General features: G+C 45.1%; 12 protein-coding genes and 1 other annotated feature. Of the genes, 2 read left to right on the top strand and 10 right to left on the bottom strand.

Features of this window, described 5'->3' with window-relative positions:
- The gene (locus MHH89_RS13200) at window positions 1-339 is read left to right on the top strand and encodes a hypothetical protein (RefSeq protein WP_076129641.1); all 339 of its coding nucleotides are present in this window, start codon (window positions 1-3) and stop codon (window positions 337-339) included.
- Between the two features lie 87 nt (window positions 340-426).
- On the opposite strand, the gene MHH89_RS13205 is transcribed toward MHH89_RS13200, so the two are convergent.
- The 3 genes from MHH89_RS13205 to mntR all read right to left on the bottom strand — a co-directional run bounded on the left by MHH89_RS13205 (window position 427) and on the right by mntR (window position 3,821).
- Window positions 427-1,356 carry a patatin-like phospholipase family protein gene (locus MHH89_RS13205; RefSeq protein WP_076129640.1) on the bottom strand — a complete coding sequence of 310 codons (930 nt, stop codon included), beginning with the start codon at window positions 1,354-1,356 and terminating at the stop codon, window positions 427-429.
- An 88-nt stretch (window positions 1,357-1,444) separates the two neighbouring features.
- The gene (locus MHH89_RS13210) at window positions 1,445-3,133 is read right to left on the bottom strand and encodes a family 10 glycosylhydrolase (RefSeq protein ID WP_076220441.1); all 1,689 of its coding nucleotides are present in this window, start codon (window positions 3,131-3,133) and stop codon (window positions 1,445-1,447) included.
- 262 nt (window positions 3,134-3,395) lie between these two features.
- The gene (mntR, locus tag MHH89_RS13215; protein WP_036682880.1) at window positions 3,396-3,821 is read right to left on the bottom strand and encodes a transcriptional regulator MntR; all 426 of its coding nucleotides are present in this window, start codon (window positions 3,819-3,821) and stop codon (window positions 3,396-3,398) included.
- Between the two features lie 193 nt (window positions 3,822-4,014).
- Between mntR and splB the strand changes: the two genes are divergently transcribed.
- The gene (gene splB, locus MHH89_RS13220; RefSeq protein WP_076278404.1) at window positions 4,015-5,091 is read left to right on the top strand and encodes a spore photoproduct lyase; all 1,077 of its coding nucleotides are present in this window, start codon (window positions 4,015-4,017) and stop codon (window positions 5,089-5,091) included.
- Here the strand turns inward: splB and MHH89_RS13225 are convergent.
- The 7 genes from MHH89_RS13225 to MHH89_RS13255 all read right to left on the bottom strand — a co-directional run bounded on the left by MHH89_RS13225 (window position 5,088) and on the right by MHH89_RS13255 (window position 12,176).
- A complete protein-coding gene (locus MHH89_RS13225; protein WP_341087267.1) occupies window positions 5,088-5,801 on the bottom strand; it encodes a cytochrome c biogenesis CcdA family protein in 714 nt (237 codons plus the stop codon). The genes splB and MHH89_RS13225 overlap by 4 nt on opposite strands.
- Before the next feature lie 136 nt (window positions 5,802-5,937).
- Window positions 5,938-6,741, bottom strand: coding sequence for a metal ABC transporter permease (locus MHH89_RS13230; RefSeq protein WP_036682884.1), 804 nt, complete (start codon window positions 6,739-6,741; stop codon window positions 5,938-5,940).
- Window positions 6,742-7,101: 360 nt separating this feature from the next.
- Window positions 7,102-7,851, bottom strand: a complete 750-nt coding sequence (locus tag MHH89_RS13235; protein ID WP_076281385.1) for a metal ABC transporter ATP-binding protein — start codon at window positions 7,849-7,851, stop codon at window positions 7,102-7,104.
- A 34-nt stretch (window positions 7,852-7,885) separates the two neighbouring features.
- Entirely contained in the window at window positions 7,886-8,884 is a 999-nt protein-coding gene (locus MHH89_RS13240) for a metal ABC transporter solute-binding protein, Zn/Mn family (protein ID WP_076281384.1), read from the bottom strand.
- Window positions 8,885-9,087: 203 nt separating this feature from the next.
- Entirely contained in the window at window positions 9,088-11,100 is a 2,013-nt protein-coding gene (metG, locus tag MHH89_RS13245; protein WP_076310099.1) for a methionine--tRNA ligase, read from the bottom strand.
- A gap of 47 nt (window positions 11,101-11,147) precedes the next feature.
- Window positions 11,148-11,408 (bottom strand) — a binding site (T-box leader).
- Between the two features lie 40 nt (window positions 11,409-11,448).
- Window positions 11,449-11,712: a membrane protein insertion efficiency factor YidD gene (gene yidD / locus MHH89_RS13250; protein WP_036682893.1), complete on the bottom strand. Its 264-nt coding sequence runs from the start codon at window positions 11,710-11,712 to the stop codon at window positions 11,449-11,451.
- 2 nt (window positions 11,713-11,714) lie between these two features.
- Entirely contained in the window at window positions 11,715-12,176 is a 462-nt protein-coding gene (locus tag MHH89_RS13255; RefSeq protein WP_036682896.1) for a Fur family transcriptional regulator, read from the bottom strand.
- Between the last annotated feature and the right edge of the window lie 172 nt (window positions 12,177-12,348).

The following is a 12,348-nucleotide window of genomic DNA, read 5'->3' on the forward strand; positions in this document are numbered from 1 at the left end:
ATGATCAGGCATGCTTTAATTTTTTGGATTTCAGTAATTCTTGCAATATTCGGTTTTGTGATTGGAGTCTTGACTGAGCCTTTCTATACGCTGTCGAAGCTGATTCTCCCCTTAGTACTGTTAGCGATTATCTATTATGCTTACAAAATGGGACCAGGGAAATACGCTCGCAGCAGTAATGGATCTAGAATCAAAGTCAAACCTTCGCAGAAAACCATGACCAAGGTTGCTGGGATTCGCAAGACTCAAGCAGTACCAGGCAAACGTAAAAGTTATCCCTTCCAAGTCATCGAAGGAAATAAAGGGAAAAACGATGATCAGCTTCCGAAGTACCATTAACTAAATAAAAACAAACACCAAAAAGCATCTCCACGTTTCAAAATAACGTGCGGGATGCTTTTTTTCTGATATTATAAAGCTTGCTTGTTATCTGGGGCGCCACTCCTTAAAGAAGTCTTCCCCTGCCTTCAGTCCGGCGGCATACAATTCGTCGCTTTGCATCTTCGTAATATTAAATTGGGTCGTGCCGATACCAAGCGTTGGGATGGTTACCGTGCGGACATATTTATCATCTTCAATATATTTCTCATCATGAGCAGACAGCATGGTGCTTACCATAGCTTGCAGCATACTGAACGGCCCCCTAATCCTGTGGGGCTGCGGGTCGGTTTTACCTACTGTTTGATACCCTACCGTAGGGATTCTTTTCCCCGTCACTTTACTATTCTCATTCATCCCGTCAAATAGCCATAAAGGAAAATTGCTTAATAACCCTCCGTCCACAACGTATACAAATTGCTCAATAAAAGACTTCCCTCTCGCGGACTGTCCATTTAACCTGAGCATCACTGGATCAAAAAAATAAGGAATACTGCAGCTCATTCGCACAGCCTTAGCCACCTCAAAATGTTCAGGAGAGATTCCATACTGTTCCAACCCATCTGGTAAGACCAATATCCGGCCATTGGTAATGTCAGAAGCAATTATAGATAGTTTGCCTGGAGGCAGATCACGAAAAGTGATAATTCCCTTTTTTAGCAAAAGCGATCTCATCCACGATTCCAAGGCTTCACCCGAATACAATCCCTTCTTCAATAACACTCGCAGTGCAGGACCTACCCAAGCCGTATTATAGATGGGAGCTCGCTTCATAAACGATGAAAAAGAAGTTCCTTGGATCATCCGACTCATTTCCTCGCCTTCATAACCCGCAGCCAGTAAAGTCGCTACAATTGCGCCTGAGGAGGTTCCAGCGACCTTTTTAAAGGTTCGCCCCGCCCTTTCCGTGGCTTCAACTGCTCCAGCGAGAGAAATCCCTTTTACTCCCCCTCCTTCAAACACAGCGTTAATCTCCATACACAAAAATCCCCCGTTTCCCATAGATTCTATTGCTTATCTATGAGCACGGGGGAGCATTCATGACTCCTTATCTAGAACAGTTATCTTATTTGGACTGAAAATAAAAGGTCAGCAAATTTGATAATCCAAACGGATTGCGGACTACAATGTCATTTGCTCTGAACATAATACTGCCTGCAACCTCTTTATATTTCTCATTATATTTAAGCTGGTTGATGATTTGGTCGCCACTTTGCCATTCTGCTTTCTGGTCACTTGCTCCAACCTTATAAGCAGCTTGCCCAATATAGAGCTTAACATTTGTATTCTCTACCTCTTTAACCCACCAATCTACTAGCTTATCATAACGGGCAGTGCTAAAGGACAGACTCCAATAAATTTGCGGTGCTACATAGTCAATCCAGCCTTGCTTGATCCATGTCCGAACATCGGCGTACATATCGTCATAAGCGGTAACTCCAGCTGTGGTATCCGAACCTGTGCTGTCTTTTTTGATATTACGCCATACACCAAACGGACTAATTCCATAAGAAACCTTCGGTTTCACCTTATGAATCTGTTCTCCCAATTGACGGACGAATTCATTAATATTATCGCGGCGCCAATCCGCCTTAGAGGACAGGTTCTTCGTGTTATAAGTCTTATAAGCAGTATCATCGGCAAAAGATACACCTGAAGGATAGAAATAATCATCCAAATGGACACCATCTACATCATAGCCTTTGACGACCTCCAACACTGTATCGATAATGTGCTGGCGGGCTGCTGGGATCCCTGGATTGATGTATTTTTTACCTCCGGCGTCTACAATCCATTCCGGATTTGACTTAGCCACATGATTACTTGCTAATGCGGATGTAGAAGCATCTGTTGTCGCGCGGAATGGGTTGAACCATGCATGGAACTGCATACCGCGTGAATGTGCAGCGCTGACCATATAGCTCAACGGGTCATAACCCGGATTTTTTCCTTGGGTGCCGGTCAGCACCTTAGACCAAGGAACAAGAACAGAAGGGTACAGGCTGTCTGCTGAGGTTCTAACCTGTACAAAAACAGCATTAAAACCAACAGCTTTTAGCTTGTCCAGCAGATTATCAAATTCTTGTTTTTGTTTCGCTTCGTTACCTGCAGAAGCTACTGAAGGCCAGTCCAGATTAAATACTGTAGAGATCCAGGCTCCCTTCATCTCCTTGTTAGCCGACGCACCAGGGATACTTGGAACTGTTGGTGAGGTCGGTTTTGGAGTCGCTGTAGGGGCTGGGGCCGGCGTTGGCGTAACGACTGGAGTCGCTGTAGGTACTGCTGGTGTTTCCGGATCAGCAGCCTGCGGCGGCTCTGTATTAGAGTACAAAGAAATATGTTTGGTTGCCTGATCCCAGATAACCTGTAACCCCAATTGCTCACTTACAAAACGAAGCGGCACCATAACCCGTCCCTGCTTAATCTGTACTGAGGTGTCAAGGGCTACAGAAGCATTATTAACTAATGCACTTTTCTGGCCACTGGTCAGCTTGATCTCTGTATCTCCTTGCGTGATTGTAACTGTCTTACTGCTTTGATTCCAAACTACTCCAGCACTCAACCCTTTACTAATGACGCTAATTGGCACCATCGTTACATTCGAAGCTGTGATATACGGCGGCACATCGCTTGCCAGCGCCTCGCCATCCAGTTCAATGGTAATCTGCACAGCTGCCGCACGTGCCCCAGGAGACCATAAAGGCAGAAACAATACTAATACTAGCAATCCCAACATCCATTTACGATAATTCATAATTCCTCCCCAAATCTAAATAATATGTATCCTATAAAAAAAGAAAAAACGGATCAATCCTCCAAGTGGATGTACCGATTCCACCCTTCAAAAGAGCGGTATCAGTCTCAGCCAGAAAAAGGACTTATCCGTTTTGACGCTAAAAACTGGGAAAGGTTGCACTAAACAAAATAGAAACGGCTATACCATCTAGTAGTTTATGCTCACCAAAGCCTTGCTGGGCATAACTTTAAGGACGATATCCGTTTCGGGAAAAAACATTTCAAGAATCGCTTGCCAGTTCATTGTGAATAGCATATAAAGTCTGCAGACGTTCTTCATCGCGGCGGAAATATTCCACCAACGTTTCGATACGTGTAATCGAATCCCAACTCAGGTGGTGCTCGATCCCTTCAACATCATTATAGATAAATTCCTGCTGTACTCCGATCAAACCGAGGAATTCTTCCAATAGTTGATGACGATCAACAAGACGTTTCCCTACTTTTTTCCCTTTGTTGGTTAGGACAAGCCCACGATATTTCTCATAGATGAGATATTCGTCCTTATCCAGTTTTTGGATCATCTTGGTCACAGAGGAGGGGTGTACTTCCAGTCCCTCGGCAATATCCGAGACCCGCGCATAACCTTTCTCATCAATGAGCTTATATATGCGCTCCAAATAATCCTCCATGCTGGGTGTTGGCATTAAAATTTACCTCTTTTCTATAATGAACCTGGCGCCGAGCCAAACCTTGCTCTAACAATGATACATGTTTCTAACGCCCCTTGGCAAGTCCTTCAAGAGAACATACTGCGGAGTTACCCATGATTGCCATGCTTCTAATGAGACTCAGTTAGGCATAATAAACTTACTCATCTTTCAGAAGGAGCGTGAATTCATGACTATAGTGACACCTGAGACCCCTCCCGTAAAGAGAACCAGAAAAGCTACAGCCCTTTTTGTCCCCGAGCTTGTTTTCTTCGAGCCGGATGCTTTAAATTACCCGAAAGGTGAACGAATTATGGAATGGGTGAAGGCTAACAATATTCCCTATCGCATGACTACATCGCATAACCGTATAATGAATTTCCCGGGTGACACAGAGGTCGAGCAATATAAAATTGCCAAAAGAACACTTGTAGTCGGCCTGCGCAAAACCTTAAAGTTTGACCAATCCAAACCCTCCGCAGATTATGCAATTCCGATCGCAACTGGCTGCATGGGTCACTGCCATTATTGTTATTTGCAGACTACTTTAGGGGCAAAGCCTTACATTCGTGTATATGTAAACACCGAAGACATCATTGACGCCGCCAAAAAATATATCGAGGAGCGCAGCCCTGAAATCACGACTTTTGAAGCAGCCTGTACCTCAGATCCGTTAGGACTGGAGCATATTACCGGGTCTCTGTCCGAACTCATCACATTCATGGCAGCGGAGCCCCTTGGCCGCCTGCGCTTTGTGACCAAATACCAACATGTTGAACCTTTACTCGATTTGCGGCATAACGGACATACCAGAATTCGTTTTAGCGTGAATGCTGACTATGTGATCAAAAATTTCGAGCCTGCTACCTCGCGGTTTGAAGAGCGAATTGAAGCGGCTGGAAAGGTTGCCCGCGCCGGCTATCCACTGGGCTTCATCATTGCCCCAATTATTTGGTATGACGGCTGGCAGGAAGGCTATGCGGAGCTGCTGGCCAAATTAGCCAAGACCCTTCCTCCGGAAATCGGAAAAGGTCTAACCTTTGAAATGATTCAGCACCGATTCACCAAAACAGCCAAGACTGTAATTGAGAAACGTTACCCGAAATCTAAACTAGAAATGGACATGGAGAAACGCAAAAAGAAATGGGGCCGCTGGGGACAGAACAAATATGTCTATCCGGATGAACAGCAAACCGCCCTGCGAGAATTTATCACAGAGCGGATTTTTGAGCATTTTCCGGAAGCAGGTATTGATTACTTCACCTAAAAAATCAGCCAATCCGGCGTTACTCCTTGTAGCCACACTGTGATCCGGAACATTTGATCCGTGAACAGCAAAACACCCATAAATACCATAAGTATGCCGCCAATCTTCATCAGCAGATTCGAATACTTGAGGATACGCTTCACTCCGCCTAGGAAAAAGGCTAAGAGAAAAAATGGCAGAGCAAATCCGATGCTATACGCGGTAATCAATGTAAACCAAGTGCCCGGGTCGCTTGCCGAAAGAGCAATAATTGCCGTCAAAATCGGCCCGATACAGGGTGACCAACCCGCAGAAAAACCAATCCCGAAAATAAAGGAGCCCACATAACCCGCCGGTTTCCATTTTAAATCAAGCTTACGTTCGCGAAGTAAAAACTGCGGCTGAAAAATCCCAAGCAAAAACAAACCCATTACAATAATTAGAATCGCCGACAATTGCCGGATCAGATCACGCTGGCCATTAAAGAATTGCCCGAATAACCCAGCCCCAAAACCAAGTGTGTAAAAAACTGCAGAAAAACCTAATATAAATGCCAATGTATGAGTCAGGGTGCGTACACGAACCTCTTTAGAGTTGCTGCCTGATTTTAATTGTTGAACGGATAACCCGGTAATGTACGATAAATAAGAGGGGTACAGCGGTAAACAGCATGGCGATATAAACGATGCCACCCCTGCGGCTAAAGCAATTCCTGCATTGATATTAGACAAAATAGCGGCTCTCCTTCCGGCATTCGAGTCACTTCATGGAGCTGCTTATGGCTCCTTTTTTTCGCTTATCGTCCTTACAAGGACACCGAAGGCGTTTATGCTTGCCTAATGCGATACCGATTACTTAATTCGCTGTTTATGCTGGCAATCCCTTTTTACCGATCAAGGTTAATACCAATAATGATATGAGCAAAAGCACAATAGTTGCACCGGGAGCCAAATTCCAGACTCCAGCTACCACTAGTCCACCTACAACGGCTATCTCCGAAATAATAACCGCCAGGATGACCGAGGATTTAAAGCTACGAGATAGCAATAAGCTGATTGCAACCGGAATAGTCAACAAAGCAGATACCAACAGGGAGCCTACGATCTTGATGGCTGTGCTAATCACAAGTGCTGTCAGAATGGTGATCAGCATGTTAAGCAGTTTCACCGGAAGCCCGCTTACACTTGCTGCATCCTCTTCAAAGCTAAGCAAAAAGAACTCTTTAAAGAACATCGAAACTACCACTACAACAGCTATAGTCACTATGCCTACAACGATCAAATCGGTATTATCGAGCGTATAAATGCTGCCGAACAAATAACTCATTACGTCCGCATTATACCCTTTTCCTAAGGTGAAAAAGAGTGAAGCCAACGCCACTCCGCCTGACATTATAATGGCAATCGACAGCTCCGCATAACTCTTATAAGCCTTACGAAGCTTTTCAATCGCGAAGGACGCTACCACTGCAAAGATAAGGCCTGCGCCCAGCGGATAAAATCCTGTTAGAAAACCGAGTGCCACCCCCGCTATAGTAACATGAGCCAGCGTATCACCAATCATGGATAATCGTCTAAGCACAAGAAAAACGCCTATAAGCGGCGCTGTTATACCAATCAGCAGTCCGCCCGCAAGCGCCCGCTGAAAAAAATCGCTAAATAGTATTTCCAACTTAAACTCTCCTTCATACAAAACTCAAACCATTTTAAAGCCTTTTTCAAACCTTTTTCGATCCCTCCCAAACCCTCCCTTCCAAGGGAGGGCCCCAAGGGCTCTGCCCTCTGGACACCCGTTAAGTGCAACTAGCGTAGGAGTTAGTGTTACTGAACATAGATAGGTCGGGGAAAGATCGCTTTCGTCCCTAAAGGGACACGCTTGCAGACTGGGCGGTGCTTAGATAAGAGAAAACAAGAAATAGGAACAAGGTCGAAATACTCCTAGTAAAAACCCTGTCTACTGACTAACTTCCACACGCAAGTTATGTATGCACTGAGAACAGAGGCAAACCTCTGCTCAGAGTTTAATTATGACTTAAGAGAGCGTGTGCTGCAGATTCTCTTCTGTGCAATTCTGGAGATCATGTGAGTGGCGGGAGTAAAAGTTGATTTTACCATTCGTCTGCACGGGCTCATGACCTAAATAATTTTTGATCATGTCGATATCATGTGACACCATCAGGAAGGTCATATGATGATGAGCATGCATATGGGTAATTAATTCAAAGAATCCCGCTTGTGATTCGGCATCAATACCCACCGTAGGTTCGTCCAAAATCAGCAGGTCAGGATGGTTAATCAGCGCCCGAGCCAGAAAAACACGCTGCTGCTGACCGCCTGACAACTGGCCTACTCTTTTCTCCGCGATATCTTGTATCCGCATGACTTCAAGTGCATCCTCACATTGACGATGCTGAGCCTTAGATACTCTGCGGATCAGATTCTTGTTATTATATAGACCTGACAGAACTACTTCACGCACCGTTGCTGGAAACAATGGGTTGAAGGCATTCTTTTGCGGAACATACCCGATACGTTCCCAGTCTTTAAACTTGCGGACAGACGTTCCGAATAATTTAATTTCACCACTGCTCGCTGGAAGCAAGCCGACGATCATTTTCATCAATGTTGTTTTACCAGCACCATTAGAACCAATGATACCAAGGAAATCTCGTTCTCTTACACTATAGTTAAGATTCGATATCACCTTCTGTTCCCCATATGAAAAAGAAAGATCCTGTATATCGATGATATGCTGATGGCAGTCCAAGGATACCGATTGCATGCTTAAGTACCGCCTTTCCCTTATACTTTCCTTATTATTGTAAGGCCATAATCAGATTTTGCAAATTTTTCTCCATCAGAGTGAAGTAATTATCGCCGTTCTTCTCTTGCTCCGCAGTAAGTCCCTCTACCGGATTAAGCACCATAGTGGAAACGCCCGCTTCGGCGGCCAGAGTCTTAGCCAGTTTATCGGAGACAAGCTCTTCAAAAAAGATATACTTAATCCCTTCATCTTTTACCATTTTCGCAAGCTTCACTAAATCCTGTCCGCGCGGCTCAGCGTCTGGCGAAAGTCCCATAATCGCATGTTGATCCAATCCATAATCACGGGCAAGGTAAGAAAAAGCCTGATGTGATACTACGATCTTATGGTTGGGCAGCTTAGCAAGCTCCTCTTTGAATTTACTGTCTAACGCCTGCAAACGTTCCGCAAGCTTATTGTAACGCTCTTCATAACCTTCTTTATGCTCAGGATCCACGGACTGAAGGCTTTCTTTAATATTCTGAGCCATGACAATGGCTGATTTTGGACTTACCCAAGTATGCGGGTCTGTATGCAGGCTGTCTCCTGAGGCATTACTGTTATGATCCGTGTCCTCATTTTGATGAGACTCTTCCTCACTTGCCCCATGATCATGCCCGTCATCTTCATCGGTCATGATATAATCAATACCTTGGCTTACTTCAACCGCCTTAACTTTACTGCTGCTATCAAGGCCTTTTAAAAAGTTAGGAACCCAGCCTTCTAAGCCTGCACCGTTATATAGAAATAGCTGTGCCTTAGAAGTGTTGATAATATCTTGACTGCGCGGTGTCCAATCATGTGGCTCCACACCCACTGGAAGCAGGTTAATAACATTGATATCTTCCCCGCCAATCTCCTTAGCAAACTCGTAAATAGGATAAAAGGTTGTAACTACATTTACTTTCCCTTCAACTATACTTCCACTGCTCTTAGGTCCGCATGCACTTAGTGTAAATACAAGTACCAGTGCAAGGACGAGCAAACTTATACGTGATTTCATTGCCGCCATTATATTGATCTACCCCTCAAATCGTAAATTTTACTATTAGTAGTATAATAGTAATCGTTACGATAAGTCAACAAAGAAACCTCACTCAGAAGAAAGACGGTATCGTCCTTTATAAAAAAGGAATGCTCCCACAACCAACCCGGCTGAAGGAGCATTCCCTTGTTCAAGCAACCTCATTAAAAAATTTCTACAACAGTATTGTCTTATTTCACTACTGCTCCGTTTGGCATACTGTCCGGCACGGTAGCGATCGTTAGCTGGTCATCTTTAGAAGCCGCCAAAATCATCCCTTGGGACAACTCCCCACGCAGCTTCACCGGTTTAAGGTTTACGATACAAATCACTTTACGTCCCACCAGCTCTTCCGGTGTATAGAATTTCGCGATACCAGAAACCACTTGGCGTTGTTCATAACCCAGATCCAGTTGCAGCTTCAGCAGCTTGTCAGCTTTTTTCACTGGCTCTGCAGCAATAACCTGAGCTACCCGCAGCTCTGCTTTAGCGAAATCGTCAATGCCGATTTCCTCTTTATGCTCTTCCACTGGCTCGGAGTCCGCAGCAGCAGGAGCAGCCGCTTCCGCCACTTCAGCCGCAGCTTTACCAGCGCCCATAGCCTCGGCAATATAAGCTACCTCTTGCTCCACATCTAGACGTGGGAAGATTGGATTGCCTTTCACCAGCTTTGTTCCTGCCGGAATCAGGCCAAAGGTCTTACCGCTATCCCAAGTCGTTAACTCACCAGGCTCAATACCCAGCTGTTCCCAGATTTTCGCTGGTGTTTGTGTCAAGAACGGCTGCAGCAGGATTGAAGCGGTACGCAGACCTTCCACCAGATGTCTCATCACAGAAGCCAGCTCGGCGGTTCTATTTTCATCTTTGGCAAGCACCCAAGGTTGTGTCTCATCGATATATTTGTTGGTGCGGCTAATGAATATTCCGATAGCTGTCAGCGCCACGGAAAACTCCATTTTTTCCATAGCTTCTTCTACTTTGGCATAAGTATTCTCAGCCGCAGCTTGAAGCTCACCATCAAATGCTGTTACATTTCCTTCATATGCCGGAATCTCGCCTGCAAAATACTTTTCAACCATAGCCCCTGTACGGTTCAACAGGTTCCCAAGGTCGTTGGCAAGATCATAGTTAACCCGGTCTACAAAGCTTTCCGGTGTGAACGTGCCATCCGAACCAAACGGTACTTCGCGCAGCAGGTAATAACGCAATGCATCCAAGCCATAACGATCAATCAGTGTCACAGGATCAACTACGTTACCTTTAGATTTCGACATTTTTCCATCTTTCATGAGCAACCAGCCATGGGCAAATACCTTTTTCGGAAGGGGTTCCCCAAGCGCCATCAGAATGATCGGCCAGTAAATCGTATGGAAACGAACGATTTCTTTACCAACGATGTGTACATCCGCAGGCCAGAACTTGTCATACAAGGTGCGATCCTCGGAACCATAACCCAGAGCAGTAATATAGTTAGTCAAAGCATCAATCCACACGTACACGACATGCTTCTCGTCGCCCTTAACTTTTACGCCCCAATCAAAGGTTGTACGGGAAACTGCAAGGTCTTCCAGTCCGGGTTTGATGAAATTGTTAATCATTTCGTTCTTACGGGATTCCGGCAAAATAAACTCTGGATTCTCCTCGTAAAATTGCAGCAAACGATCCGCATATTTACTCATCCGGAAGAAATAACTTGCTTCCTTCACCAGCTCAACCGGGTGGCCGCTATCTGGGCTTTTTGCACCAGTAATCACACCGTTGTCATCACGCACTATATCAACTAATTGCGTTTCTGTGTAAAAGGTTTCATCTGGGATACTATACCAGCCTTCATATTCACCTTTATAGATGTCTCCTTGCTGCAGCAACCGATCAAAAATATCCTGTACCACTTTTTTATGACGCTCTTCCGTAGTACGGATGAAGTCATCGTTCGAAATGTCCAGCTTACGCCATAGCTCCTTAATACCAACAACAATGTCGTCTACGAACTGCTGAGGGGTCTTTCCTGCTTCCTCTGCCTTCCGCTCGATCTTTTGTCCATGTTCGTCTGTACCGGTTAGATAACGCACTTCGTAGCCGCGCAGACGTTTGTAACGGGCCATTGCGTCTCCTGCCACGGTTGAATAAGCATGTCCGATATGTAGCTTGTCACTTGGATAATAAATTGGTGTCGTTAGGTAAAACGTTTTTTTCTCACTCATTCAGTAATCATCCTTTCTTATTAAAAAACAAAAAACTCCCGCCCCCATAATGGGGCGAGAGTATAACTCACGCGATACCACCCAAATTTCCTGTCTCTTCACAGAGCGCAGGCTTCGCCAGTTCCCTCGCGGGAACTGTCCATTAACGCTGGATCACGCTGTTATCTTACGTGAACCACAATTGCAGTTCCCGCTCGAACACAGTTCCTCCCGGACCATATTCAATCTAACGCTCCATACCGGATTTCAGCATATTCCGGCTCTCTGTAATGGACGTAACGATTTACTTATCCGTTCTTCGGAATTCATACTATTACTTGTGAATATACCCAATGGTAAGGCCCCATGTCAAGTCGCAGGGGCAGAATCCTTCTCAGCAGATTCATCTTGAAGAGGCGGCACAGGATCAAGTCCTCCAGGATGAAAGGGATGACATCTGGCAATCCGCTTAGCTGCAAGCCATGAGCCTTTCAATGGACCATGGACTTCAATGGCTTCCAGGGCATAGGCAGAGCAGGTTGGATAGAAGCGGCAGGTTGCAGGTTTAATAGGGGAAATGTACCTGCGATACACCCGAATAGGCGCCTGAATCGTTCTGCGTAGGGTCACCATTTCTAAAGTCCCTTTTGTTTATCTGATGCTGCAACTAATTCTTCTTCCCGGTTCTCTTCACATTCTTTGCAATAACCGAACACCTCAAATTTATGCTTGACTACCCGGAATTGATCGGGTGTATCCGTTAAATTCATCGGGCAGAAATTAATCGGGTAGGTCTTTTGGCATTGAAGGCAGATCATATGATGGTGATGATCCTGATGATTGCAGCTTCCCTTGAACTTCACTCCGTCTTCAAAGACAATCTGTTCAAGCACACCAAGCTCTTCCATTACACGAAGATTGCGGTACACCGTATCAAAGCTAAGTCCGCTATACTTACGGCCCATATGCTCATATACATCCTTCGCTGACAAATATCCCTTATTCTCGCCGAATAACTGGGCAAGCGTTTTGCGTTGGTCGGTGATTCGCAGTCCTTGCCCCGACATGACTTCTAATATTTGTTCTGTCGACAGCATACGCTCATCTCCCATAAGATCAGTTCATTTATATTTCACTCTCTTAATAATGCCCCAAAATAAATGCCCCGTCAATGAAGCACCATGAAGCGCCCCTACGCAACCTCTGAATTATTATATTTAAACAAAAGCCCGGCTGCGTATTCCTTTACGGAATATTCAGCCGGGCCTT

Source organism: Paenibacillus sp. FSL H7-0323 (assembly GCF_038002725.1).
Classification (GTDB): domain Bacteria; phylum Bacillota; class Bacilli; order Paenibacillales; family Paenibacillaceae; genus Paenibacillus_AQ; species Paenibacillus_AQ odorifer.

What these genes read in the sequence shown, in the direction of transcription:
- MHH89_RS13200 (WP_076129641.1), top strand. Translation starts at nt 1, where the DNA reads ATGATCAGGCATGCTTTAATTTTTTGGATTTCAGTAATTCTTGCAATA.
- MHH89_RS13205 (WP_076129640.1), bottom strand. Translation starts at nt 1,356, where the DNA reads ATGGAGATTAACGCTGTGTTTGAAGGAGGGGGAGTAAAAGGGATTTCT.
- MHH89_RS13210 (WP_076220441.1), bottom strand. Translation starts at nt 3,133, where the DNA reads ATGAATTATCGTAAATGGATGTTGGGATTGCTAGTATTAGTATTGTTT.
- mntR (WP_036682880.1), bottom strand. Translation starts at nt 3,821, where the DNA reads ATGCCAACACCCAGCATGGAGGATTATTTGGAGCGCATATATAAGCTC.
- splB (WP_076278404.1), top strand. Translation starts at nt 4,015, where the DNA reads ATGACTATAGTGACACCTGAGACCCCTCCCGTAAAGAGAACCAGAAAA.
- MHH89_RS13235 (WP_076281385.1), bottom strand. Translation starts at nt 7,851, where the DNA reads ATGCAATCGGTATCCTTGGACTGCCATCAGCATATCATCGATATACAG.
- MHH89_RS13240 (WP_076281384.1), bottom strand. Translation starts at nt 8,884, where the DNA reads ATGGCGGCAATGAAATCACGTATAAGTTTGCTCGTCCTTGCACTGGTA.
- metG (WP_076310099.1), bottom strand. Translation starts at nt 11,100, where the DNA reads ATGAGTGAGAAAAAAACGTTTTACCTAACGACACCAATTTATTATCCA.
- yidD (WP_036682893.1), bottom strand. Translation starts at nt 11,712, where the DNA reads ATGGTGACCCTACGCAGAACGATTCAGGCGCCTATTCGGGTGTATCGC.
- MHH89_RS13255 (WP_036682896.1), bottom strand. Translation starts at nt 12,176, where the DNA reads ATGCTGTCGACAGAACAAATATTAGAAGTCATGTCGGGGCAAGGACTG.